Origin of the sequence: Maribacter sp. UBA3344, assembly GCF_002362375.1 — a bacterium.
GTDB classification, from domain to species: domain Bacteria; phylum Bacteroidota; class Bacteroidia; order Flavobacteriales; family Flavobacteriaceae; genus Maribacter; species Maribacter dokdonensis.
This window is the reverse complement of record NZ_DERI01000008.1, coordinates 121,397-145,113: the sequence shown is the minus strand read 5'-3', so window position 1 is coordinate 145,113 and position 23,717 is coordinate 121,397. Positions and strand designations below refer to the sequence as shown.

27 protein-coding genes are annotated in these 23,717 nt (G+C 34.9%); 15 read left to right on the top strand and 12 right to left on the bottom strand.

The annotated features are described in order from the left end of the window. Window positions 1–147: 147 nt before the first annotated feature. Window positions 148–792, top strand: a complete 645-nt coding sequence (locus B2Z27_RS03765; RefSeq protein ID WP_286812633.1) for a hypothetical protein — start codon at window positions 148–150, stop codon at window positions 790–792. A gap of 175 nt (window positions 793–967) precedes the next feature. Here the strand turns inward: B2Z27_RS03765 and B2Z27_RS03760 are convergent, their stop codons facing one another. The 3 genes from B2Z27_RS03760 to B2Z27_RS03750 are packed head-to-tail and all read right to left on the bottom strand — an operon-like array spanning window position 968 to window position 3,124. Then, complete coding sequence (locus B2Z27_RS03760) at window positions 968–1,417, bottom strand: GNAT family N-acetyltransferase (RefSeq protein WP_286812632.1); 450 nt, start codon at window positions 1,415–1,417, stop codon at window positions 968–970. Between the two features lie 14 nt (window positions 1,418–1,431). Next, a complete protein-coding gene (locus B2Z27_RS03755) occupies window positions 1,432–2,337 on the bottom strand; it encodes a bifunctional metallophosphatase/5'-nucleotidase (RefSeq protein WP_286812631.1) in 906 nt (301 codons plus the stop codon). A gap of 1 nt (window position 2,338) precedes the next feature. Further along, a complete protein-coding gene (locus B2Z27_RS03750; RefSeq protein ID WP_286812630.1) occupies window positions 2,339–3,124 on the bottom strand; it encodes a 5'-nucleotidase C-terminal domain-containing protein in 786 nt (261 codons plus the stop codon). Between the two features lie 45 nt (window positions 3,125–3,169). Here B2Z27_RS03750 and B2Z27_RS03745 point away from each other — a divergent pair, with 45 nt between their 5' ends. The 13 genes from B2Z27_RS03745 to B2Z27_RS03685 all read left to right on the top strand — a co-directional run bounded on the left by B2Z27_RS03745 (window position 3,170) and on the right by B2Z27_RS03685 (window position 15,570). Next, window positions 3,170–3,703, top strand: coding sequence for a DUF6913 domain-containing protein (locus B2Z27_RS03745; RefSeq protein WP_058102964.1), 534 nt, complete (start codon window positions 3,170–3,172; stop codon window positions 3,701–3,703). A 2-nt stretch (window positions 3,704–3,705) separates the two neighbouring features. Continuing rightward, window positions 3,706–4,596 carry a 4-hydroxy-tetrahydrodipicolinate synthase gene (dapA, locus tag B2Z27_RS03740; protein ID WP_286812629.1) on the top strand — a complete coding sequence of 297 codons (891 nt, stop codon included), beginning with the start codon at window positions 3,706–3,708 and terminating at the stop codon, window positions 4,594–4,596. A gap of 108 nt (window positions 4,597–4,704) precedes the next feature. Next, on the top strand, window positions 4,705–5,535 hold the full coding sequence (locus B2Z27_RS03735; RefSeq protein WP_232231245.1) for an outer membrane protein assembly factor BamD: 831 nt from the start codon (window positions 4,705–4,707) through the stop codon (window positions 5,533–5,535). A gap of 17 nt (window positions 5,536–5,552) precedes the next feature. After that, entirely contained in the window at window positions 5,553–5,879 is a 327-nt protein-coding gene (locus B2Z27_RS03730; protein ID WP_058104250.1) for a DNA-directed RNA polymerase subunit omega, read from the top strand. Between the two features lie 5 nt (window positions 5,880–5,884). Continuing rightward, the gene (gene coaBC, locus B2Z27_RS03725) at window positions 5,885–7,090 is read left to right on the top strand and encodes a bifunctional phosphopantothenoylcysteine decarboxylase/phosphopantothenate--cysteine ligase CoaBC (RefSeq protein ID WP_286812627.1); all 1,206 of its coding nucleotides are present in this window, start codon (window positions 5,885–5,887) and stop codon (window positions 7,088–7,090) included. Then, entirely contained in the window at window positions 7,083–7,976 is an 894-nt protein-coding gene (locus B2Z27_RS03720; RefSeq protein WP_286812807.1) for a DUF4835 family protein, read from the top strand. The genes coaBC and B2Z27_RS03720 overlap by 8 nt, the downstream gene beginning before the upstream one ends. A gap of 55 nt (window positions 7,977–8,031) precedes the next feature. Beyond that, complete coding sequence (recN, locus tag B2Z27_RS03715; protein WP_286812626.1) at window positions 8,032–9,684, top strand: DNA repair protein RecN; 1,653 nt, start codon at window positions 8,032–8,034, stop codon at window positions 9,682–9,684. A gap of 83 nt (window positions 9,685–9,767) precedes the next feature. Continuing rightward, window positions 9,768–10,574: an enoyl-ACP reductase FabI gene (locus tag B2Z27_RS03710; RefSeq protein ID WP_058102959.1), complete on the top strand. Its 807-nt coding sequence runs from the start codon at window positions 9,768–9,770 to the stop codon at window positions 10,572–10,574. A gap of 55 nt (window positions 10,575–10,629) precedes the next feature. Further along, on the top strand, window positions 10,630–11,637 hold the full coding sequence (locus tag B2Z27_RS03705; protein WP_286812625.1) for a glycosyltransferase: 1,008 nt from the start codon (window positions 10,630–10,632) through the stop codon (window positions 11,635–11,637). Next, complete coding sequence (locus tag B2Z27_RS03700) at window positions 11,637–12,602, top strand: hypothetical protein (protein ID WP_286812624.1); 966 nt, start codon at window positions 11,637–11,639, stop codon at window positions 12,600–12,602. The genes B2Z27_RS03705 and B2Z27_RS03700 overlap by 1 nt, the downstream gene beginning before the upstream one ends. Beyond that, complete coding sequence (gene coaE / locus B2Z27_RS03695; protein ID WP_286812623.1) at window positions 12,599–13,183, top strand: dephospho-CoA kinase; 585 nt, start codon at window positions 12,599–12,601, stop codon at window positions 13,181–13,183. The genes B2Z27_RS03700 and coaE overlap by 4 nt, the downstream gene beginning before the upstream one ends. 83 nt (window positions 13,184–13,266) lie before the next feature. Next, window positions 13,267–14,850, top strand: coding sequence for a sensor histidine kinase (locus tag B2Z27_RS03690; protein ID WP_286812622.1), 1,584 nt, complete (start codon window positions 13,267–13,269; stop codon window positions 14,848–14,850). A gap of 6 nt (window positions 14,851–14,856) precedes the next feature. After that, window positions 14,857–15,570: a response regulator transcription factor gene (locus tag B2Z27_RS03685; RefSeq protein WP_027067244.1), complete on the top strand. Its 714-nt coding sequence runs from the start codon at window positions 14,857–14,859 to the stop codon at window positions 15,568–15,570. A 53-nt stretch (window positions 15,571–15,623) separates the two neighbouring features. Here B2Z27_RS03685 and B2Z27_RS03680 read toward each other — a convergent pair whose 3' ends face one another. Genes B2Z27_RS03680 through B2Z27_RS03650 form a run of 7 tightly spaced genes read right to left on the bottom strand, consistent with a single transcriptional unit; the run spans window position 15,624 to window position 21,819 of the window. Further along, a complete protein-coding gene (locus B2Z27_RS03680; RefSeq protein WP_286812621.1) occupies window positions 15,624–16,112 on the bottom strand; it encodes a gluconokinase in 489 nt (162 codons plus the stop codon). Next, window positions 16,105–17,025: a tRNA (adenosine(37)-N6)-dimethylallyltransferase MiaA gene (miaA, locus tag B2Z27_RS03675; protein ID WP_286812620.1), complete on the bottom strand. Its 921-nt coding sequence runs from the start codon at window positions 17,023–17,025 to the stop codon at window positions 16,105–16,107. The genes B2Z27_RS03680 and miaA overlap by 8 nt, the downstream gene beginning before the upstream one ends. Further along, window positions 17,018–17,875, bottom strand: a complete 858-nt coding sequence (locus tag B2Z27_RS03670; protein WP_058102952.1) for an ion transporter — start codon at window positions 17,873–17,875, stop codon at window positions 17,018–17,020. The genes miaA and B2Z27_RS03670 overlap by 8 nt, the downstream gene beginning before the upstream one ends. A 1-nt stretch (window position 17,876) precedes the next feature. Next, window positions 17,877–19,244, bottom strand: coding sequence for an exonuclease domain-containing protein (locus B2Z27_RS03665; RefSeq protein WP_286812619.1), 1,368 nt, complete (start codon window positions 19,242–19,244; stop codon window positions 17,877–17,879). Window positions 19,245–19,282: 38 nt separating this feature from the next. After that, complete coding sequence (locus tag B2Z27_RS03660) at window positions 19,283–19,936, bottom strand: YggS family pyridoxal phosphate-dependent enzyme (protein WP_286812618.1); 654 nt, start codon at window positions 19,934–19,936, stop codon at window positions 19,283–19,285. 21 nt (window positions 19,937–19,957) lie between these two features. Further along, complete coding sequence (locus B2Z27_RS03655) at window positions 19,958–20,848, bottom strand: 3-hydroxyacyl-CoA dehydrogenase family protein (protein WP_286812617.1); 891 nt, start codon at window positions 20,846–20,848, stop codon at window positions 19,958–19,960. Further along, window positions 20,845–21,819 (bottom strand): Gfo/Idh/MocA family protein, encoded by a 975-nt coding sequence (locus B2Z27_RS03650; protein ID WP_286812616.1) that lies wholly within the window; start codon window positions 21,817–21,819, stop codon window positions 20,845–20,847. Before B2Z27_RS03650 ends, B2Z27_RS03655 begins: the two co-directional genes overlap by 4 nt. Window positions 21,820–21,966: 147 nt before the next feature. Here B2Z27_RS03650 and B2Z27_RS03645 point away from each other — a divergent pair, with 147 nt between their 5' ends. After that, window positions 21,967–22,608: a protein-L-isoaspartate(D-aspartate) O-methyltransferase gene (locus tag B2Z27_RS03645; RefSeq protein WP_058102947.1), complete on the top strand. Its 642-nt coding sequence runs from the start codon at window positions 21,967–21,969 to the stop codon at window positions 22,606–22,608. On the opposite strand, the gene smpB is transcribed toward B2Z27_RS03645, so the two are convergent. Together smpB and B2Z27_RS03635 are read right to left on the bottom strand one after the other, a co-directional pair. Continuing rightward, the gene (gene smpB / locus B2Z27_RS03640; RefSeq protein WP_058102946.1) at window positions 22,605–23,066 is read right to left on the bottom strand and encodes an SsrA-binding protein SmpB; all 462 of its coding nucleotides are present in this window, start codon (window positions 23,064–23,066) and stop codon (window positions 22,605–22,607) included. The two genes, B2Z27_RS03645 and smpB, sit on opposite strands and share 4 nt — an antisense overlap. Window positions 23,067–23,146: 80 nt before the next feature. Further along, window positions 23,147–23,689: a SixA phosphatase family protein gene (locus tag B2Z27_RS03635; protein WP_286812615.1), complete on the bottom strand. Its 543-nt coding sequence runs from the start codon at window positions 23,687–23,689 to the stop codon at window positions 23,147–23,149. Window positions 23,690–23,717 lie beyond the last annotated feature (28 nt).

Here is a 23,717-nt window from a genome sequence, read left to right as displayed (position 1 = left end):
GAAATAGAAAATATAAAACTGCATTTAATAATTAATCAATTAAATATAAGATAGAGCAAGCATTTTGCAAAAAAAACATACCTGTGCATATTGCAAACGCATTAATTTTGGGAAATGAGGACTATCTAATAAATAAATTAAAACAATATGAAATCTAAGATTTGGATTTTTCTTACTTCAATTTTTATATTTATTTCATTGAATGCTCAAGATATCAATGGTAAATGGATTGAATTTGAAATTCCTAATAGTTTAAGAAGTAAACAAGTAAATATAATTGAAATTAAAAATGACAGTTTATTCTCATATGATTTCAATCAATTGCAAGAAAAAACAAAAATTAAAATTTCTGAAAATTCTATATCACTGTTAGACACATTAAAAGTTGATTATAAATTTTCAGGACATAATATTTTAGAGTTAAGGCCTTATTATAAGAATAAAAAAATCGATGAACCAGCAATATTCCATCGACTATTACCGACAAAACTCGGGTCTAATGTGAAAGGTGATTTTGAGGGTTTCTCCTATACAGTTCAATTAGAAAAAGAGAATTTATCATTTAAACTAGGGGAAAAAAGAAGTATTAAGGACCTGATACGAATTTATTATCCTCCACTTGTTTCAGATATGGTTTCCATTAATAGTTTCGCTGGTACTTCTTTTTTATGTTTTTATCAACTAGGTATTATACGATATGCATTTCCCATCATAGAATTAAAAAAATCCTCAATGATTATTTACGGTATTCCATATCACAAGGGAGAAATTATTTTGAGTAAAGTAGAATAGGTTGTTTTTTTGAATAAACAATTCATTTTTATCAATATAATATTATAAAACATCTCCAAAACTATACTTCATTATATTACCGTTTAATTGAACTTAAATTTTAAAATAGATTTTATACCTGATAACTTCGCTTCCCAGTGAATTAAGGTGTTGGTAGATAACCTAAACTGAAAATCTACAACGCCTTCCTAAAACAAACACTATTGTCCATATACTCATAAGGGGCGTAATTATCAATCACTGTATAATTATTCTTCTTATAAAGAGCAATGGCTTCCGGTTGGCGTAATCCGGTTTCCAAAACAGCGTAGGAGTAATTTAATTCTTTTGCCCAATCTTCTAGTACTTTTAGTGCTTTTGAGGCAATGCCTTTTCCTCGAAAATCTGGTTGAACAAACATTCGCTTAATCTCGACCGAGTCTTCATTAAATTCTTTGAATGCGCCACAGGCCACAAGTGTTTTGTCCAAATAAAAAACAACACAGTTTTTCAACGCATCAATACCGTTGAATTGTGCGTAGAAAGCATTTTCATCACCATCACGTAATGCCAAATCAGCATCGAGCAAAGCAACTAATTCTTTAAAGTTTTTATTATCACTAGAACAACGTTTATAGTAAAGCATAAGAGGTCTCTTTTTTAGACTTTAATGGAATATCCATCCGCATTAACCGTGCTATTGTCAAAATAAAAATCAATTCTACCTAGATTTACTCCAAAACACCCAACTTGATTTACAAGAATTTCACGCTCTACGGCATTGCTAATTACAGTAGGTTGATCTAGAAAGGTGTGAGTGTGCCCACCAATAATCAAATCTGTATATTTCGTTTTTTTAGCGAGCTTTAAATCATCTGGTTTTTGACTTTTATACTCATACCCTAAATGAGAAAGGCATATGACCAAATCGCACTTTTCTTCTTCCTTAAGTTTAGTTTCCATATCTAGCGCAAGTTCATAAGGGTCAAGAAATACGGTCTCTTTGTAAAGTTGTTTGGTTACCAATCCGTCCAATTTAATTCCTAATCCGTAAACACCTACCTTAATTCCGTCTTTTTCATAAATTTTATAAGGCTGTGTTAATCCGTCTAAAACGGTATTGGAAAAGTCGTAATTGGCACTGATAAAATTAAACTTGGCATATGGCATTTGAGCCAATAGACCGTCAATACCATTATCAAAATCATGGTTTCCAATGGTAGTTGCGTCATAATTGAGCATGCTCATTAGTTTAAATTCTAACTCACCACCATAAAAGTTGAAGTATGGAGTACCTTGAAAAATATCACCGGCATCAAAAAGAAAAGTATTCGGATTCTCTTTTCTGATACTATCTACCAAACCAGCTCTACGCGCCAAACCGCCTAAGCCTGGAAAATCTGCATGATCGTTAGGGAAAGCGTCTACGTGACTGTGTACGTCATTGGTGTGTAAAATGGTAATGTGTTTTTTTGTGGCAAGGTTGCAAGAATTTAAGCTAAGTCCGCCCAAAGTCAATAAACCAGAGGTTGCAGCCGTATTTTTTATAAATTTTCTTCTTTCCATTTTACTGTAATTGATAATATCTTAAATCTACTTTTGGGGCTAGGGTATCCACTTTGGAAAAGAAATCTATCATGGCATTTCTTATTTTGTAATCGGTTTCCATTTTTGAAATGGCATCTTTGAAAAATCCCATATTGTCGCCACCAGTTACCAAATAATCTGATGTAGCCACATAGTAGGATTTATTTTTGTCAATAGGTTTACCGTTCACAGTAAAGGCTTTGACCGTGTTATTTTTATTCAATATAAGCTGTGCGCCTGCAATGGGGTGCGCTCGTTTAGAATGTATAAGGTATTCTACCATTTTCATTAACGATTCACCTTTTAATTCTACGACGACAACGGAATTTTCAAAAGGCATTACCTCGTAAGCGGTTCTGGAAGTAACGTTGCCTTTGGAGATAATAGAGCGTATACCGCCATGGTTCAATAAAACCATATCTATATTGTGGCCAGTTCGTTTCTTGAATATAGGATTGGTTTCACTTAGAACAATATCCGCCATTAAATTGCCTGCTGTAGTGTTGAATTTTCCATCGGTTTTAGAAATAACGAACGGAGCATAGGCCAACGTACTATCTAAAATACTTTCTACACGATCATGAAAAGGTTGAATAAATTTTTGAATACTGTCAACAGTGGTAAAACTGCTATCAATTGCTATTTGCTTGCCAGTCAGTTCGGTAAGGTGTTCCGGGGCATTTTTGCAAGACGCTAAAACCATAAATGTTATAAATATAACATAATGTTTTATATTTAAAATATCAAAGTGTTTTAACTTCGCCATATAGTTGCAGGGATATTATTTACATTTGTCTAAATGTAAAAATACATGTTTTTAAAAGGAATTAAGGACAAGTTTAAACGGAAATCTGGCCGTAAAATATTAAAACAGTTGGTGGCAACACCAATTGCTGTAACGCGTGAGAGTAAAGGAATACGTTCTGTAGGTTGTATTGTGGATCTAGATAAGTTTGAGAAATCTGAAGTGTTTTTTCAGTTTCAAGAAGAGTTATCATTGCATCCAAATGCGGTGAAAATTATTGGTTATAAACGTTTTTATGATAAAAACTCGCCATATGCCACTCCAGTTTTTTCAGATAAAGATCTTGGGTGGAACGGCGATATAGAGAACAGTTATGCCCTTGAATTTTTAGGACGTGAATATGACTTATTGGTGAATTATTATAATGAGGACAGCTTACTGTTAAATTTAATGTCAGTAAAGACCAAGGCTCGTTTAAAGGTAGGTTTTAAAGAAGTTGGGCCTACTTATAATGATTTAATGTTAGATACGCCGTTAAAGGACTTTCAGATATTTAAAAAAGAATTGAAAAAGTACTTGGGCATTTTTAAGGAGATTTAGTTATGAAAGAATTAAGAGGAGCAGGGGTAGCGTTAATAACGCCATTTAAGGAAGATGGATCTGTAGATGTTGAGGCTCTTAGAAAAGTTGTAGCCTTTAATATTGAAGGTAACATAGATTATTTAGTAGTGTTGGGTACAACGGCCGAGTCAGTAACGTTATCAAAAGCGGAAAAACTATTGGTAATGCGTACGGTAGAAGAGGCAAATGCTGGTGCATTACCATTGGTGATAGGTATTGGTGGTAATAATACCGCTGCCTTGGTAGAAGAATTACAATCTGCAGATTTGTCCGCATATGATGCCATACTTTCTGTTTCTCCATATTATAATCGCCCAACCCAAGAGGGAATTTATCAACACTTTGCTGCACTTTCACAAGCATCTCCCTTACCTATAATTTTATACAACGTACCAAGTAGAACAGGAAGTAATATGTTGCCGGAAACCGTTGTTCGTTTAGCAAAGAAGTTTGATAACATTGTTGCGGTTAAAGAAGCTTGTGGAGATATGACCCAAGTACAAGAATTGATTTCAAAAAGACCAGAAGGCTTTTTAGTGCTTTCAGGTGATGATATTACTGCATTGCCTACAATTGTTGCTGGAGGCGATGGTGTGATTTCGGTTATTGGTCAGGGGCTGCCAGAAGAGTTTTCTAAAATGGTTCATGAGGGCTTAAATGGAAATACCGAAGTAGCTTATAGCTATCATTATAAAATGCAAGAAGGTATGAAGTTGATCTTTGAAGAAGGCAATCCGGCAGGTATTAAGGTGATTTTTGAATATTTAGGTTTGGCTAATCCCTTTGTGAGACTGCCGTTAATTGTTGCATCGGATGCTTTAAAGCATAGAATTGTTTCATTTATGGAATCTATGATACGTATACCTGCATAAATCTTCATTGAGTAGGGCATTCTTGTGGTTTAAAGCCTGTATTTTTATTGGATTATTTTGTTTTTTAAATCCATTGATAATCACTAATTTTGCAAAATGTTTTTTAAAATGAGGAGAGTTTTTCCAATAGTATTGATTGCCATTGCTTTACAATCTTGTAGCGAGTACCAAAAGGTGCTTAAGCATGATGATGTAAAAGCCAAGTATGATATGGCAGAAACATTCTACGAAGAAGGAGATTTTAGAAGAGCAAATAGATTGCTTGAACAAATTGCCCCTAAATACGTAGGTAAGCCACAAGGGGAACGTGTTATGTTCTTTTTGTCCAACAGCTATTTTCAGCGTGGAGATTATAATATGGCTGGCTACCAGTTTGAGCGTTTTGTAAAATCATATCCAAAAAGTGATAAGGCGGTAGAGGCTACTTTTTTAGGCGCTAAAAGTTACTACAAACTATCTCCAGAATATTCGTTGGATCAAACAGATACCGATAAAGCCTTGTTAAAATTACAAAACTTCATCAATACTTATGCTGAGTCGGAATATTTTGCAGAAGCAAATGCTATGGCGCAAGAATTGACTACGAAGAAAGAGCAAAAGGCTTTTGAAATTTTAAAGCAATATAATAAACTAGGCGAGTTCAATTACGATATGCTGAAATCTGCAGTTGCGGCAAGCGATAACTTTGTAGCGGACAATCCGGGTTCTCCTTTTAGGGAAGAGGCCATGTTCGTAAAGGTAGAGGCTTTAACGCATATGGCGGTCAATAGTTTTGAACAGTTGAAGGAAGAACGACTAAAGAATGCTAAAGCGGCACATGCAGCTTTGATGAAACAGTTTCCTGAATCAAAATTTGATAAAGAGGCTACAGATTTAATTGAAAAGATTGATAAAGAATTACAACGCATGCAACAAGCGCAGGTAGTTGGGTCAAAATAAATAATGTAATTATGAATATGAACGATTTAAAAAACTCTAAAGCATCAGTATCTACGGTAACTATTAATCGTAATGAGTTTGATCAGCCGACGGAAAATATCTATGAGGCTATTTCAATTACTGCAAAACGTGCTATTCAGATCAACTCTGAAATTAAAAAAGAGCTTTTAGAAAAGTTAGAGGAGTTTGCTACTTACAGCGATAGTTTAGAAGAGGTTTTTGAGAATAAAGAGCAAATAGAGGTTTCTAAATTTTACGAGAAATTACCTAAGCCACACGCTATGGCGGTAGAAGAGTGGTTAATGGATAAAATTTACCACAGAAATACAGAAAAAGACGCTTAAGAAATATGTTGAACGGCAAAAATGTTCTTTTAGGAATCACTGGAGGCATTGCTGCTTATAAGACAACATTCTTAGTTCGTTTATTTATAAAAGCTGGTGCTAACGTTAAGGTTATCCTTACTGATAGTGCCAGTTCTTTTGTTTCTCCACTTACCTTGGCCACTTTGGCTAAAAACCCAGTTGTTCTAGATTTTGTAAAGACCGATGAAAACACGGTAGACTGGAACAATCATGTAGCATTGGGTTTGTGGGCAGACTTAATGGTCATTGCACCTGCAACTGCCAATACCATGTCTAAAATGGCAAATGGAAATTGCGACAATGTGTTAATGGCTACATACTTGTCAGCTAAATGTCCGGTTTATATTGCACCTGCCATGGATCTGGATATGTACAAGCATCCAAGTACAAAAAAATCTTTACAGCAACTTGCATCCTTCGGCAATTTGGTAATACCGGCAACAAGTGGTGAATTGGCCAGTGGTTTGCATGGTGAAGGAAGAATGGCGGAACCAGAAGAAATCGTTGATTTTATAAAAAATCAATTGTCCAAAGGTTTGCCCTTAACAGGTAAGAAAGTTTTAATAACGGCAGGACCAACCTATGAGGCTATAGATCCCGTTCGTTTTATTGGAAATCACTCTTCCGGTCTAATGGGTTTTGAGCTTGCTAAAACAGCGGCTAATTTGGGTGCCGAAGTGTATTTGGTTACAGGGCCCACAAGGTTATCCGTTTCTCATGATAACATTCATGTTGTTGATGTAGTTTCTGCAGATGACATGTATCAAAGTGCTCAAATGTATTATGATGCTGCGGATATTGTTATAGGTGCAGCAGCTGTGGCAGATTATAGGCCTAAAACCGTTGCGGAACAAAAAATTAAAAAATCCGAAGAAAACCTTACTATTGAATTAGTAAAGAATAAGGATATCTTAAAAACTTTTGGTGATCATAAAACGCATCAATTTTTAGTAGGCTTTGCCTTGGAAACCGAGAATGAGGTAGAAAATGCCAAGGGTAAATTAAAACGTAAAAATCTAGATGCCATTGTGCTTAACTCAATGAGGGACAAAGGTGCAGGCTTTGGAGGTAATACCAATAAAATTTCATTTATAGATACCAATTCGAACATTACTACGTTTGAACTAAAGACCAAGGCAGAAGTTGCCGTGGATATCTTCAATGAAATTATTAAAAGACGGTATGCGTAAAGCGGTATTTTTATTTTTTTTCAACCTTTTTTGTTTTGTTTCCATTGCACAAGAATTAAACTGTGTTGTTACGGTTAATTCGGATCAATTGACTCAAGGGGATCTTCAGGTTTTTAAAACGTTGGAGCGTTCATTGAACGATTTTATCAATAAATCAAAATGGACCAACCGTATCTACAAAGAAAATGAGCGTGTAAATGCACAAATGTTCATTACCATTACTTCTTATGAGTCTAACGTATTTAGCGGTAATATTCAAATACAATCGTCAAGACCTGTTTATAATACTTCCTATTCAACACCGGTATTCAATTATAAGGATAACGCTTTTAATTTTCAATATATTGAATTTCAACCGTTGATATTCAACGAAAATCAGTTCGAGTCCAATTTGGTCAGCGTAATGGCATATTACGCATATGTGATTTTGGGCTTGGATGCCGATACTTTTTCTTTGGAAGGAGGTACTGATTTCTACAGAAGGGCGCAGAATATTGTAACTCAGGCTCAAGGTAGTAATTCTGCCGGATGGAGTCAGTCAGCCGATTCTAATCGAAGTAGATTTGAGTTGATAGATAATTTATTGTCCAATACCTACAGGGAGTATCGCATCGCCATGTATAATTATCATAGAAAAGGATTGGATATTTTGCCCGATAATAATAGTACGGGCAAGCAGGTCATTGCGGGGACCATGAATTTGTTCCAAACGATGATCAATAGACGACCAAATGCATTTCTGATTTCTACATTTTTTGATGCTAAATCTGAAGAGATAAAGAATATTTTTTCTGACGGACCAAAGGTAGATATTGTAAAGCTTAAGGAAACCTTGATTAAAATAGCGCCATTGTACGCTACTACTTGGAACGATATTAAATATTGAACCGTTTTACAAAACCGAATTATAGATTACCTTTGTGTATCTAAAATTCTAACGCGTGCTTTCAACCCTTACCATTTCCAATTACGCATTAATAGACAGTCTAGAAGTGGACTTTAATAAAGGTTTTACCGTTATAACAGGTGAAACAGGTGCCGGTAAATCAATTTTATTGGGTGGTTTGTCCTTGGTATTGGGCAAACGTGCAGATTTAAGTTCTTTAAGGGTCAAAGATCAAAAATGTATCATTGAAGGGACTTTTAAAATTGATACCTACGGTCTTCAAAGTTTCTTTGAGGAAAATGATTTGGATTATGAGGATAGTACCGTCATTAGACGTGAGATTTTACCAAGTGGAAAGTCTAGGGCGTTTGTGAACGATACTCCGGTCACTTTGGGGGTGTTGTCTACATTGGGAGAAAATTTAATAGATATTCATTCTCAACATCAGACCATGCAACTTACTGAAAATGATTTTCAGTTAAAATTGGTGGATGCTCTGGCTAATAATCAAAAACGGTTAACCGATTACAGAAAAGATTTAAAGATCTATCGTAAGGCTCAAAAGGAACTTCAAAATCTTATTGAAGTTCAAAGTACGGCTATTAAGGAGCAAGACTATAATACCTTTATGTTAGAGGAGCTTGAAAAAGCACCATTAAAAGAAGGTATTATTGAGTTGTTAGAAGAGGAGTATGAGCAATTGAACAATGTTGAGTTGATCATGGAACAGCTTTCTAAAGGAGATCAATTGTTCAATGATGAGCAAATAGGGGTATTACCTTTGGTTACGGAAATGCGTCAATCACTTTCTAAATTGGTGGATTTTGGAGCCAATTATAAAGATTTGTACGAGCGTGTTCAATCGGTTTTGATAGAATTGGATGATGTAAATTCTGAATTGCAACGCTTGCAAGACGGTGTAGAGGCGAACCCAGATCAATTGGAACAGGTTAACGGCAAGCTACAGCTACTATATGATCTTCTTAAAAAACATAACGCAAGTGATGTATTAGAATTGATCGAGATTAAAAATGTACTTGCGGATAAGGTATTTGAAACAGCCAATTTAGACGAGAAAATTACATTGAAGACCAAAGAGATTCAAGAAATGGAATCTGTTTTGGGTAAACAAGCTTTGGTTATTCGTGAAAAACGAAAATCTGTTATTCCACAATTAAAGAAAAAGCTGGAATCAGATTTAAATTTACTGGGTATGCCAAGCGCATCATTTCAAATAGGTCTTACCGATACCAGCACTTTCTTAGCAACTGGTATGGACGAACTATCGTTTCAATTTACCGCAAATAGAGGTGGTAATTATGGCGAATTAAAAAAAGTAGCATCAGGCGGTGAGCTATCAAGAATTATGCTGGTTATAAAAGCATTGCTTGCCAAATATGAAAAGTTGCCTACCATTATGTTCGATGAAATAGATACTGGGGTGTCTGGCGAAATATCTAATAGAATGGCAGATATTATGAAAGATATGAGTGCGGACCTTCAGGTATTTTCCATTACCCATTTACCTCAAGTGGCATCTAAAGGAAATCATCACTTTAAGGTTTTTAAAACTGAAGGCGCTGAACGTACCATGACAAATTTAAAAGAGCTTACCACTGAGGAAAGAGTTGTGGAACTAGCACATATGCTAGGTGGTAAAGATTTGTCAGATTCGGCATTGGCACATGCAAAGCAACTTTTAAATTAAGGGTTTTTACAGGTCACTTCAATTTTGTTTTAACATATTTTAGATATCTTTGAATATTAAATCAAACTATACAATTTACCATCATGGGATATAACTTATTAAAAGGAAAAAGGGGAATTATTTTTGGAGCATTGGATGAAAATTCTATTGCGTGGAAAACAGCACAAACTGTACATGATGAAGGTGGTACCTTTGTTTTGACAAATGCCCCAATTGCCATGAGAATGGGTCAAATAGACGAGTTGGCAAAGAAAACCGGTTCAGAAATTATTCCTGCAGATGCTACTAGTGTTGAAGATTTAGATAATTTAGTTGCTAAATCTGTTGAGATTCTAGGAGGAAAAATTGACTTTGTATTACACTCTATTGGTATGTCTGTAAATGTACGTAAAGGTAGAGCGTATACAGATGAGAAATATGATTTTACCCAAAAAGGTTGGGATGTTTCGGCATTATCGTTTCATAAGGTAATGCAATCGTTATATAAAGCAGATGCAATGAATGAGTGGGGTAGTATTGTGGCCTTGACTTATATGGCAGCTCAAAGAACTTTTCCGGATTACAATGACATGGCAGATAATAAGGCGTATTTAGAATCTGTTGCTCGTAGTTTTGGATACTTCTTTGGTAAAGAGAAAAAAGTTCGTGTAAATACCATTTCACAATCACCTACGGCCACTACTGCTGGACAAGGGGTAAAAGGTTTTGACGGATTCATTAGTTATGCGGAAAAAATGTCTCCTTTAGGTAATGCATCGGCTCAAGATTGTGCTGATTATACCATAACCTTATTTTCAGATCTTACAAGAAAAGTGACCATGCAGAACTTGTTTCATGATGGTGGTTTCTCTAACACAGGAGTTAGTCAAGAGGTTATAGAGAAATTTTAATCAATATTTTAGTTTTCCAATTTCATTGGAGCCTATTCATTAAAGGAGAGTTATAATGAACTTATCGTTTTCTTTTATCATTCCTGTATACAATAGACCCAATGAAATTAAAGAGTTATTGGATAGTCTACGTTTACAGACCTATGATCAACCTTTTGAAGTAGTAATCGTTGAAGATGGTTCAACTATTTCATCAGAAGAAGTTATAGGTGAGTACGTAGACTATTTGTCCATTTCATATTATAAAAAAGCAAATTCTGGTCCAGGTGATTCCCGTAATTACGGTATGGCTAAGGCAAAGGGTAGTTATTTTATTGTGTTGGACTCTGATTGTATATTACCTCCACAATATTTAAAAGAAGCGGAAAAAAGTCTAAAGGATGATTTTGTGCATTGTTATGGAGGTCCAGATGCCGCTCATGAATCATTTTCTACGGTGCAAAAGGCAATTAATTATGCCATGACTTCATTTTTAACTACTGGTGGCATTCGTGGAGGTAAGAGGGCGGTAGACCAATTTCAGCCCAGAAGTTTTAATATGGGTATATCTAAAGAAGCCTTTGAAAATGTTGGTGGTTATGGTAATATACACCCAGGTGAAGATCCGGATCTTACTATTCGTATTTGGAACAAAGGCTATAGAACAAAATTGATTTCAGAAGCTTTTGTGTATCATAAAAGAAGAATAGACTGGAACAAGTTTTATATTCAAGTCAACAAATTTGGAATGGTTAGGCCCATTTTAAATAAATGGCACCCAGAAACAAAAAAGGTTACATATTGGTTTCCAACCGTTTTTTATTTAGGATTTATAATAGCATTGATTTTGTTGTTTTTAGGTTTTAAGGTGTTATGGTTTATGTATTGCACATACTTTTTGGTTTTGTTTATTGATGCGCTTTTGAAAACACGAAATATAAAAGTTTCGTTTTTAGCATTATTGGCAACTGCGATACAATTTTTTGGATATGGATACGGATTTTTAAAATCAACCCTGTATATTAATTTTTCTAATAAAGAACCAGAGGAGATTTTTCCTAAATTATTTTTTAGAGTGAAGTAATGGAGAGTTTGCTAGAATGGATCAAAACAGGATTAAAAAAAAGAAAGGTGAAAATCTTTCTAATATTCTTGTTATGTGCTTCACTTGCTTGGTTGATCAATAAACTGTCTTTAACATATACAAGTAACACCAGTTTTAAAGTTGAATATATTAATATACCAGATGATTTTTTACTGGCAACTAGCCCTAAAGATGAAATAGCTGTAAGATTAAAAGCTGTCGGGTTTCAATTTTTAGGTTATGAATTAAAGCCTAAACACATTCAATTAGATGTAAGTAAGGTAATGTATGACAATGATAGATATTACCTCACCTCTGATCAAATAAGAATACAATTAGAAGCTCAATTGAGTAATTCAAGTGCTTTGGTAGATTTTGAAAGTGATGCCATTTATTTTGATTTTACCTCTTTGGAGACTAAGAAAATACCGGTTGAAGCTGTATTGCAACTAGATTTTTCTGCAAACCATATACTTGAAGGAGACATTAAGGTAGATCCAGATTCCATACAAGTTTCTGGTCCAAAAAGCCAGATTGATTCCATAAGAGTTGTAAGGTCAATGAAAGTTATAAAAGACAATTTAAATAGTTCCTTTGTTGAAGAGGTGGATCTAAACTTGCCAAAAAACTTGAATGGTACTTCGTTTTCTGACCACAAAGTACAAATCTCAGGTAAAGTGGTGAAGTTTTCTGAAAAGGTATTATCGGTTCCTGTACAAGTAATTAATCTACCTAATAATGTTCAAGTGCGTACGTTTCCAGAGGTAGTGGAAGTGCGCTGTCAAGGTACTCTAGATCATTTAAAAGAATTGGAAGAAGAGGATTTTGTTGTTGAGGCAGATTACGCTAAAACAAATAAAGAAACAGGTAATAGATTGTCAATTCAACTAGTGCAATATCCTAGAACATTGCATAATGTTGTTCTAAGTTTTAATGAGGTAGAATTTATTTTGCGAAGAGAATGAAAGTGGTAGGTCTAACCGGTGGCATAGGCAGTGGTAAATCTACTGTGTCCAAAATGTTTTTAGAGTTGGGTGTTCCCGTTTACAATTCAGACGAGCGAGCAAAAAGATTAATGAATACATCTGCGGAGATAAAAAATCAAATTATTGCTTTTTTGGGTAAAGAATCTTACCATGAAGAAAAGTTAAACAGAGCATATATCGCAAAAAAGGTGTTCAATGATACCACTTTGTTAGCGCAGCTTAATGCTATTGTGCATCCGGTAGTTAGAGAAGATTTTCTTAAATGGACAGGTGAGCAAGAGTATTGTTATGTAATTCAAGAAACGGCCTTGTTGTTCGAAAATAATGCGCGGCATTTATACGATAGTATTATTTTGGTAACCGCGCCAAAAGAAGAACGAATCTCACGGGTAGTAAGTAGGGATAATGGCACAAGGGAACAAGTAATTGCCAGAATGAACAATCAAATGGACGATGAAGAGAAATTGAACTTAAGTGATTTTGTTATAGAAAATATTGACATAGAAAGAACTAGGTCAATTGTCCTTCAAGTACACGCTGCAATCATAACTGATTGCTAGTAATTTAGCAATTTTAACATTTTTGTTAAGGTTAGGTTAAACGTACTATCGTCTAACTGTTAAATCTTTAATTTTATCCCCCAATGAACAAAAAGTTATTTGTGCTCTTAGTAGTTTTAATGAGCCTTTCACTTATTGGTCTGATTTTCGTTCAAAGTTTTTGGATAAGCAAATCCATTGATAGTAGTGAAGAACAGTTTTCAAGCAGTGTTTCAGAAGCGTTGAACAGTGTTACCAATAAGATTACGGAAAGAGAATCAAAAAATTACTTCGATAGATATTTACATGCGAAGGATAGTGCAGGTGGTGAACTAAAAGGGGCACAGCTTACAAATTTTTTCTTTATTGATCGAGATATCAATTCTAACGAAATCTTACTGTATGAGCACGGTATTTTAGAAGAGGATTACGGAATCTCGTCTACGTTCTTTGATAGTAGTGATGGTGCGGATACTACCATCATTAAAAATTATACCAGTAAACGAACTACTTCTATTTTTAAAAAAGATTTTGATTTAGAAGGAAATACACCACGTTTAAATCCTATTCAACGAATTGAGAAAATTGGAGGTCTTAATAAAATGGAAAAGGCCGCAATGGAAGAAATGTTTATGGTTCATGCCAAACGCGTTCCAATTCATAAACGTGTATCAAAACAAGAGATAGAGTTGTTATTACAACGTGAACTTGAGAATAGAGGTGTAGATATCGCTTTTGAATATGGTGTGTACAGCAATGGCTTACCTACCAAAGTTAGGTCATCTAAGTTTAAATATGCCGAAGCAAATATCTATAAATCTCCTATGTTCGTAGATTTTGAAGGGGTTTCAAATTTCGATTTGTTAGTTTCGTTTCCTAAGAAAAAACGTTTCTTGGTTCAGTCTATTTTAGGTCTGGCAATGCTTTCATTATTGTTTACCATTATTATTGTGGTAGCTTATGCAGGGGCAATTTACCAGTTGATCCGTCAGAAACAGATATCTGAAATTAAAACTGACTTTATTAATAATATGACGCATGAGTTCAAAACTCCCATTGCGACCATTAATTTAGCTGTTGAGGCAATCAGGAATCCTAAGATAATTGTTGATCAAGAAAAGGTTTTAAGGTACTTGCAGATGATACGTGATGAGAACAAACGTATGCATGCCCAAGTAGAAAACGTTCTAAGAATATCTAAGTTGGAAAAAAATCAGCTGGATATTAGTAAGGATAGGGTTAATGTGCACGACATTATAGAAGATGCAATTACCCACGTAGAATTGATCGTAGATGATCGGGGCGGTTATATTCACACTCATTTAGATGCGGAACGTTCAGAAGTATTGGCGAATGAAATGCATTTTACGAATGTAATTGTGAATATGTTGGATAATGCGATTAAATACTCTGAAGATGCACCAAAAATAGATGTGTTCACAGAACGAGCTAAGAACTATATCATAATTAAAGTTCAAGATCAAGGAGCTGGTATGAGTAAAGGTGTAGTCAAGAAAGTATTTGAAAAATTCTATCGAGAACACACTGGAGATATACATAACGTTAAAGGTCACGGATTAGGACTGGCTTACGTAAAGAAAATAGTAGAAGACCACCAAGGCGAAGTTTATGCCGAAAGTGAAAAAGGAAAAGGAAGTACATTTTACATCAAATTGCCGTTAATATAAAAAAATATGGAAACAATAAACAAGAAGATACTTTTAGTTGAGGACGATCCAAATTTTGGAATTGTGTTGAAAGATTATTTGTCAATGAACGATTTCGATGTCACCTTGGCTAAGAATGGAATGGAAGGTTTTGAGAAGTTTAAAAAAGATAATTATGACATCTGTATATTGGATGTTATGATGCCTTATAAAGATGGTTTTACCTTGGCGAAAGAGATTCGTGAAAAGAATGAGAACGTGCCAATTGTTTTCTTGACGGCGAAAACAATGAAAGAAGATGTTCTTAAAGGGTATAAGGCAGGTGCAGATGATTATTTGAACAAGCCATTTGATTCTGAGGTTTTGTTAATGAAACTAAAAGCTATTCTTCAAAGAAAGGCTTCTAACGGATTGGCGGACAGTAAGAAATTTGAATTTACTATTGGTGGTTTCCATTTGAATTCTAAATTAAGATTCTTGAAGTACAAAGATGAAGAATCAATAAAATTATCTCCAAAAGAGAATGAATTGTTACGTTTATTGGCCTTACATGAAAACGATCTTATGCCAAGAGAATTGGCGTTAACAAAGATTTGGAGAGATGATAACTACTTTACTTCTCGTAGTATGGATGTTTACATAGCTAAATTACGTAAGTATTTAAAAGTAGATGATACTGTTGAGATTTTGAATATTCACGGTGAAGGATTCCGTTTGGTCGTAAAGACAGAAGGTGAATAATTCACTATTCCAGATACTAAAAAAGCATCCAATTTATTGGATGCTTTTTTGTTTTAGAGCTTTCTCATAATGTCGTTGACAATATCATTGGGTTCTTGGTCAATTGATACGGTTATTGCCTCTAAAGGTGCTTCAAGAATATCAAATTGAGATTGTAGCAGTCCCGCGGGCATGTAATGATTTTTTCTTGCACTCAACCTTTTGTCTATAAGGTCAAAACTTCCTTCTAAATAAACGAACTTATGCTTGTCCTCTAAATTCTTACTAAGAATAGTTCTATATTTTTTTTTAAGGGAAGAACATACAATTACGGCACCAGTAGCTAAATTTTCTATTGCTACCTCATTTAATTTTTCTAACCAGCCTTGGCGGTCATCATCATTTAAGGGGTGACCTGCTTTCATTTTCTTTACGTTCGCTTCTGGATGAAAATCATCACCATCAAAAAACGGAAACTGTAGTTTATTGGCCAATAATTTCCCAATAGTAGACTTTCCGCTGCCCGAAACACCCATTATATATAGAATCTGTTTTTTAACCATGCTTTAGTTTTTTAATTTCATCGTCAATTTCATTTAAAAGCTTTTTAGGCTCATAATCATAATTTACCCAAATGGTATTTTTATTGCGTAAGAACCAAGTAAGTTGCCTCTTTGCAAATCTTCTGGTATTTTTTTTAATTTCTGAAACGGCAAAGTCTACAGTCCAATCTCCTTCAAAATACTTGAATAATTCTTTATATCCAACAGTTTGTAGAGCATTCAAGTTTTTAAAAGCTAGCATATTCTTTGCCTCTTCCAATAACCCGTTATCGATCATTAAATCAACTCGTTTATTGATACGGTCGTAAATCATTGGTCTTTCCGCCTTTAGCCCAATAGTTAAAACATTGAAATTTCTTTTTTCCTTAGGTTGATTTACAAAAGAAGAGTAGGGTGTACCGCTGCCAATAGTAACTTCAAGCGCCCTAATGACACGTTGCGGATTGTTGATGTCTACTTTGCCGTAATAGGTTGGGTCCAATTTCTTGAGTTTTGTCTGTAAAGCGGCTATCCCGGAATTTTCTAATTCGGCATTCAATTGTTTACGAATGATTGGGTCTACTGTGGGGAAATTATTTAATCCTTCTGTTATTGCATTTACATAAAGACCACTGCCGCCAACCATAATTACTACTTTGTGTTTTTCAAAGAGGTGAGATAATTTTTGTAAAGCCTCTCGCTCAAAATCGCCTACCGTATATGTTTCTAAAACACTTTTATGTTGTATAAAATGGTGTTCGGCTTGTGCCAGTTCTTCTTTGTCAGGAACAGCGGTGCCAATATTCATTTCTTTAAAGAACTGTCTAGAATCCGCAGATATAATTTCGGTCTTGAAATGATTTGCTAATAGAATACCTAATTTGGTTTTGCCAATGGCAGTTGGCCCCACAACAGAAATTAAAATATTATTCATTCAATAAAGATCCACAATTATAACAATGGGTAGCATCATCTCTATGACCCTCTTTGGTGCATGTTGGGCAACACTGTGTGTTAACATGTACATAGCTGCCAGAATTCTTTAAAGTAGAGGTGTCTTTACCTTGTTTTGCAAACTCAGCGGTTACCATACCTGTAGGTACGGCAATAATGCCATAACCCAATAACATAATAATGGTAGCAATAGCTTGGCCTTGTGGTGTTATAGGGGCAATGTCTCCATAACCAACGGTAGTAAGTGTAACAATAGTCCAATATATGCTAGTAGGTATGCTTGTAAACCCAGCTTCGTCACCTTCAACCAAGTACATTAAAGTACCCATCATAACAGATGCGATAAGAACGGCAAATAGAAATACCGTGATTTTTGCCCTACTTGCTTTTAATGCTCTTTTCAGTTGCGATGCTTCACCAAGAAAACGTGCTAATTTTAATATTCTGAAAACACGTAGTAACCTAAATGCTCTAACCGCTAAAAGCACCTGAGAACCCGCAAAAATATAGGAGATATATAATGGAATAGTGGATAAAAAATCAATAATACCATAAAAACTGAATATATAATTACTTGGTTTTTTAATGCATATAATTCTTGCGATATATTCAATAGTAAAGAAAATAGTTACCAGCCATTCTAATATAAATAGTATTTCATGATATTCTGCATCTATAGCTTTTACGCTTTCCAGCATTATAAGTATAACACTGAAAATGATGATGATGAACAAAATAATATCGAACAATTTACCCATAGGGGTATCTGCTTCATAAATGATTTCATGAAGTTTTTGTTTCCATGGAGATAATTTTTGGTCTTCTTTCAAACTAATCGTTTAATTCCAATATTTTAAGTACTCGTTTTTTTCTTAAGTAAGATTCAATTAGATAATTGGCATCTCGTGTACCGTTAATAGGGGTAATTATACTTTCTAAGATATGAATATTATTTATTTGATGGTTCAAATCATAGAAACCTAAACCTACCAAAGATCCGTTTTTAAGTAAAATAGCACTTTGTTCGCCTATTTCCCTGCCTTTGTCTATTACCAAAACCTTGTTGCCCTTAATACTGTTTTTGGTTATTGCCGCGGTTACCCTTTTGTTATACTCGGCTACATCTTCTTTGTTGATACATGCTCCTTGGCACGTGCCTTCATCATAACCTGAGCAATTATTTCTAGCTTCGCTAATGCCATTTAGTTTCTCGCACAGACCAAACTCCTTAGTAATCTTATAACGATAGTTTTTTGCACTAAATACACCGTTAAAAAGACCTAGAGGTTCTTTACATTCTCTATAAGGCTCTATTTTTAACTTATAATACCCATATTCATTAATAGTTGTGCAAATTGCATGACTGTACATTCGTTTTTTAGGAATAGTACTGTATTTAGGCCTTATTTTAAGCAGTTCTTGATGTTCTTTTAAAATTGCTACCAAGTCATTCCCAGTGAGTTCATAAGTTACTTTCTTGGTTTCTTTGGCGAGCTTTTTAAATTTTTGGTTGGACTTGGTAAAGATTTGATTCACCTTTTTCTTTAGATCACTGGTTTTACTTAGGTGAATAATGTCCCCGTCCTTATTGTGCATATAGAATACTCCGGTTTCATTAGGTAGGTCTCTTACGATATCCAATTGCTTTTCAGACAGTTCCCCTTGGGTTTCTTTTCTAATAGCGTCTTTGATGATAATCTTTTCAGAATCTTTGGCCAATAAGAGCTTAAAAAGTTTGACCGTAGCCAAAGCATCGCCATTTGCCCGGTGCCTGTCGCTTACAGGTATGCCCAAGGATCTTACCAATTTTCCTAAACTATAGGACTCTGCATCTGGCAGTAATAATTTTGAAAGATCTACGGTACAAAGCGTTTTGCGTTCAAAATTGTACCCTAGGCGCCTAAACTCTGTCCTTAAGATTCTGTAGTCGAACTGTGCATTATGGGCTACAATAACGGTATCTTCCGTAATTTCTATAATTCGTTTGGCTACTTCGTAAAACTTAGGTGCAGTTCTCAACATTTTACTGTTAATCCCAGTAAGTTTTACTACAAAAGGCTGAATCTCTTTCTCGGGGTTTACTAGGCTTATGAACTTGTCTACTACTTTTTGACCATCAAATTTGTGAATAGCAATTTCAGTAATTCCTTCCTCATTAAATTTTCCTCCCGTGGTTTCAATATCTAAAATTGCGTACATGTATAATTATCTGTTTTGGACGGCGGTAGTTTTTAGCGTTAATTTCTGGAGCCAAAGATACTACTTCCTATACGTACCATAGTGCTACCTTCTTCAATTGCAATTTGGTAGTCACCGCTCATGCCCATTGAAAGCGTTGTAAAATCTGCATATTCACTTTTAAGTTTTAAGTATAGCGATTGTAAGCTTTTGAACTCACGCCTTACTTGATCCATATTTTCGGTAAAAGTAGCCATACCCATTAATCCCACTATTTTTGCATTTTTATGCGATTTGAAATTTTCGTTACGTACTAAGTCTAGCAATTCTTCTTCGTTAAATCCGAATTTGGTGTCTTCCTCAGCAATGTGAACTTGTAAAAGACAGGGTATGGTTCTATTATGTTTTTCAGCTTGTTTGTTGATTTCGGCTAAAAGTCTTGGACTATCTACACCATGAACCAAGCTAACATATTCAGCCATGTACTTTACCTTATTTCGTTGAAGGTGACCAATCATATGCCATTCAATATCTTTTGGCATTTTCTCCCATTTTTCGGTCATTTCTTGCACCCTGTTCTCTCCAAAAATACGCTGGCCTTGGTCATACGCTTCTTGAATATCAGAAATAGGTTTTGTTTTAGATACGGCAACCAATGTTACGGAATTGGGTATGGTTTGTTTAACAGCTAAAAGATTTTCTTTTATGGACATACACTTGATTTCAACTACTACTTAGTTTTTAAATTGACTTGATACCACCTCGGCTTTTTTGCTTACGGCATAATCATAAAATCCTTCACCGGATTTTATACCTTTCTTTCCGGCCATAACCATATTTATCAATAATGGAGAAGGAGCATATTTTGGGTTTTTGAATCCATCGTACATAACGTTCAAAATAGAAAGGCATACATCTAAACCAATAAAATCTGCTAATTGAAGAGGTCCCATGGGGTGCGCCATTCCAAGTTTCATTACTGTATCAATTTCTTCTACGCCTGCAACACCATGATGTAATGTTTCTATGGCCTCATTGATCATTGGCATTAAAATTCTGTTTGCTACAAAACCAGGATAGTCATACACCTCGGTAGGTATTTTTCCTAATTTTTTAGAAAGTTCCATAATAATGTTAGTCGTTTCGTTAGAAGTACTATAACCACGAATGATTTCAACTAGCTTCATTATTGGAACAGGATTCATGAAGTGCATTCCTATTACCTTGTCAGCTCTATTGGTTACAGCTGCTATTTGCGTAATGGAAATTGATGATGTATTTGAGGCTAAAATTGTATTGTTGTTACAAACAGCGTCTAGCTCCTTAAAAATGTTCAGTTTAATAGTTACATTTTCTGTGGCTGCCTCTATGGCAAGGTCTACATTTTTCACCCCTGTTTTTAATTCAGTAAACAGTGTAATGTTGGCCAATGTATTTGTCTTGTCGTCATTGGTTATTTTTTCTTTTGCCACCATACGATCTAAATTGTTGGCAATAGTACTTAAACCTTTGTCAAGTGCTTCTTGCGAAACATCTATTAGGTGAACTTGAAATCCGCTTTGCGCAAATACATGAGCTATTCCGTTACCCATAGTACCAGCACCTATAACTGCTATTTTATTCATATTTTTTTTGGATTAAATGCTGAGATAATTTGTAAAGCTACTTTTAATGCTTGTGTGCCCTGTTTTAAACTAACAACTGGTGTTGAATTGTTTTCAATGGCTTCGGCAAAAGATTCTAATTCGTCTAAAATGGCGTTGTTGGTTTCAATTGATGGATTTTCAAAATATATCTGCTTCTTTATTCCTTCAGCATTTTGAAGGATCATATCAAAATCACCAGGTTCTTTTGGAGCGTCTTTCATTTTGACCACTTCAACTTTCTTTTCCAAAAAATCTACCGAGATATAGGCATCCTTTTGAAAGAAACGCGACTTGCGCATATTTTTTAATGAAATTCTACTTGCCGTTAAATTGGCTACACAACCATTTTCGAATTCCAATCTAGCGTTTGCAATATCTGGGGACTGGCTTATTACAGATACCCCGCTCGCATTAACCTGCACAACTTCAGAATTAACGACACTTAAAATAGCATCTATATCGTGTATCATTAAATCTAAAACAACTGGTACATCTGTACCTCTTGGGTTAAATTCTGCCAATCTATGGGACTCAATGAACATTGGGTCTTTTATAGCGTGTTTTACAGCTGTAAATGCAGGGTTAAAACGCTCAACATGGCCAACTTGACCTTTAACGTTATATTCTTGTTCTAAGGACAATAGAGAGTTTGCTTCTTCTATTGTATGGGTAATGGGTTTTTCTATAAAAATATGCTTGCCCTTTTCTATGGCCTGTTTGGCACATTCATAATGAGAAAGGGTAGGGGTAACAATGTCAACCACGTCTACGGCATTCATTAAATCTTCAAGCTTTTCAAAATAGGTATATCCGAATTCCTTGCTAACTTTTTCGCCATTTGTACTATCGGCATCGTAGAAACCGATAAGTTCATATTTTTTAGAATCATTTAGGAGTCTCAGGTGAATCTTACCTAGATGCCCCGCTCCTAAAACACCAACTTTTAACATTTGTATCGTTTTCCCCAAAAATACGCATAGTTGGGTACTTTTAGGTTATCGCTTATTTCAATTTTATCAAAAAATGGATATTAGTTTTAATAGGTTCTTCCATCGTTAAAAGAACTTTGTTAACTTTGAAGAACAAACCGACTACCATTGAAAGATACCTTAAAACACAGGGGAATGCGCAACCACCTAGCGCAAGTATTGATTGACAAAGGAATAGCAGATAAAAAGGTCTTGGACGCCGTTAGACAAATACCAAGACATTTGTTTATGGATAGTAGTTTTGAAGGTCATGCCTATCAAAACAAGGCATTTCCCATTGCTGCAAACCAAACTATTTCACACCCTTATACCGTAGCTTTCCAAACAGAGTTATTACAAGTAGAGCCTGGTCAAAAAATATTGGAGATCGGTACAGGTAGTGGTTACCAAACAGCGGTTCTATTAAAACTTAAAGTGAAGGTGTATACCATTGAACGACAATTGGAACTTTTTAAAAAAACGAATATTTTTTTCAAGAAAATGGGATATAGACCAAAGCAGGTGATTTTTGGTGATGGTTATAAAGGCTTGCCCAAAGAAGCTCCGTTTGATCGTATCATTGTTACTGCAGGTGCCCCAGAGGTACCTAAGGCATTGTTGTCACAATTAAAAGTGGGGGGTAGGTTAGTAATCCCTATTGGTTTTGAAGAACAAATAATGACCCTTTTCGTCAGAACTACGGAAAAAGAATTTTCAAAGACAGAGTACGGGTCTTTTAGATTTGTACCCTTATTGGAAAATAAGAACTAATTATTAAAGTTCTTTTTAATACGGTCAAGATCTCTTTTGTTATCTCGATCTTTAATGGTTTCTCTTTTGTCGTAGAGTTTTTTACCCTTTGCTAGTGCTATCTGCATTTTTGCTAGTCCGCGGTCATTTATAAATACTCTAAGTGGAACTATGGTAAGACCAGATGTTTTTACTTCTTTGCTAAGTTTTTTAAGTTCTCTTTTTTGAAGAAGTAATTTACGTTCCGCTTTAGGTTTATGATTAAAATGCGATGCATGGGAATACTCGTCTATTTGCATATTGATTACAAATAGTTCTTCATTGTCGTTAAATTCACAAAAGCTTTCAGAAATTGATGCACGACCTTCTCTAATGGCTTTGATCTCGGTACCGGCCAAAACGATCCCTGCCGTGAACTTGTCTTGTAGCTCATATTCAAAACGAGCTCTTTTGTTCTTAATGTTTATTGTATTCTGCATTACCTACAAAAGTAAGAACTATTCATTTAATGATTTGATCTTTTGTAACTAATTACACGTATTAATCGGATAAAATAGTATTATTTTGGACAGTTACAGTTAAATATGAGTTTATCCACAGAAGGTGTGCCATTAGTGATTTTAACTATAAATAAAGTGCCGTTTTCACTGTCGTCAATGCTATAGAATTTTTGTTCGTCAATCAACTTGTTTACAAATTCAGGTGTTGTATTACTATGTCCTACAATTAAAACGTTCTTATTTAAATTTTCCCTTTTAAATTGGGCGATATCAATTAAGGTTGGGTCGTAATATTGAACATCTATATTCTGTTTTACCGAAGTTGGAGCAGCGGTCATAGACGTTCTATTATAATCAGTGGAATATATGGCATCTAATTCTACGTCTGCCAATATTTCTGCCCAGTGCATGGCTCTTCCCAAACCTTGCTGCGTTAATTCTGGGTCTGCATCATCAGGATTGCTTCTATCTTTTTCCGCATGCCTTATCAAGTAAAAAGTAGAAATGGAAGTTTCTTCTTGAGATTTATCAATGGTGGGTTCATCTTTGCAAGAAAGATTGATAGCCAGCAAAATAAAAAGGATATATTTGAATGCTTTCATGAAAATATATTTGGTGTATTAATTTAAT

Bases quoted from the DNA above. Each gene is read 5' to 3' on its own strand.
- B2Z27_RS03720 (WP_286812807.1), top strand. From the start codon at position 7,083: ATGCGTAAAGCGGTATTTTTATTTTTTTTCAACCTTTTTTGTTTTGTT.
- B2Z27_RS03760 (WP_286812632.1), bottom strand. From the start codon at position 1,417: ATGCTTTACTATAAACGTTGTTCTAGTGATAATAAAAACTTTAAAGAA.
- coaBC (WP_286812627.1), top strand. From the start codon at position 5,885: ATGTTGAACGGCAAAAATGTTCTTTTAGGAATCACTGGAGGCATTGCT.
- smpB (WP_058102946.1), bottom strand. From the start codon at position 23,066: ATGCAGAATACAATAAACATTAAGAACAAAAGAGCTCGTTTTGAATAT.
- B2Z27_RS03650 (WP_286812616.1), bottom strand. From the start codon at position 21,819: ATGTTAAAAGTTGGTGTTTTAGGAGCGGGGCATCTAGGTAAGATTCAC.
- B2Z27_RS03660 (WP_286812618.1), bottom strand. From the start codon at position 19,936: ATGTCCATAAAAGAAAATCTTTTAGCTGTTAAACAAACCATACCCAAT.
- B2Z27_RS03755 (WP_286812631.1), bottom strand. From the start codon at position 2,337: ATGGAAAGAAGAAAATTTATAAAAAATACGGCTGCAACCTCTGGTTTA.
- B2Z27_RS03730 (WP_058104250.1), top strand. From the start codon at position 5,553: ATGAACGATTTAAAAAACTCTAAAGCATCAGTATCTACGGTAACTATT.
- B2Z27_RS03635 (WP_286812615.1), bottom strand. From the start codon at position 23,689: ATGAAAGCATTCAAATATATCCTTTTTATTTTGCTGGCTATCAATCTT.
- B2Z27_RS03655 (WP_286812617.1), bottom strand. From the start codon at position 20,848: ATGAATAAAATAGCAGTTATAGGTGCTGGTACTATGGGTAACGGAATA.
- dapA (WP_286812629.1), top strand. From the start codon at position 3,706: ATGAAAGAATTAAGAGGAGCAGGGGTAGCGTTAATAACGCCATTTAAG.
- B2Z27_RS03745 (WP_058102964.1), top strand. From the start codon at position 3,170: ATGTTTTTAAAAGGAATTAAGGACAAGTTTAAACGGAAATCTGGCCGT.
- coaE (WP_286812623.1), top strand. From the start codon at position 12,599: ATGAAAGTGGTAGGTCTAACCGGTGGCATAGGCAGTGGTAAATCTACT.
- B2Z27_RS03685 (WP_027067244.1), top strand. From the start codon at position 14,857: ATGGAAACAATAAACAAGAAGATACTTTTAGTTGAGGACGATCCAAAT.
- B2Z27_RS03665 (WP_286812619.1), bottom strand. From the start codon at position 19,244: ATGTACGCAATTTTAGATATTGAAACCACGGGAGGAAAATTTAATGAG.
- B2Z27_RS03700 (WP_286812624.1), top strand. From the start codon at position 11,637: ATGGAGAGTTTGCTAGAATGGATCAAAACAGGATTAAAAAAAAGAAAG.
- B2Z27_RS03710 (WP_058102959.1), top strand. From the start codon at position 9,768: ATGGGATATAACTTATTAAAAGGAAAAAGGGGAATTATTTTTGGAGCA.
- B2Z27_RS03765 (WP_286812633.1), top strand. From the start codon at position 148: ATGAAATCTAAGATTTGGATTTTTCTTACTTCAATTTTTATATTTATT.
- B2Z27_RS03680 (WP_286812621.1), bottom strand. From the start codon at position 16,112: ATGGTTAAAAAACAGATTCTATATATAATGGGTGTTTCGGGCAGCGGA.
- miaA (WP_286812620.1), bottom strand. From the start codon at position 17,025: ATGAATAATATTTTAATTTCTGTTGTGGGGCCAACTGCCATTGGCAAA.
- B2Z27_RS03705 (WP_286812625.1), top strand. From the start codon at position 10,630: ATGAACTTATCGTTTTCTTTTATCATTCCTGTATACAATAGACCCAAT.
- B2Z27_RS03750 (WP_286812630.1), bottom strand. From the start codon at position 3,124: ATGGCGAAGTTAAAACACTTTGATATTTTAAATATAAAACATTATGTT.
- B2Z27_RS03735 (WP_232231245.1), top strand. From the start codon at position 4,705: ATGAGGAGAGTTTTTCCAATAGTATTGATTGCCATTGCTTTACAATCT.
- B2Z27_RS03690 (WP_286812622.1), top strand. From the start codon at position 13,267: ATGAACAAAAAGTTATTTGTGCTCTTAGTAGTTTTAATGAGCCTTTCA.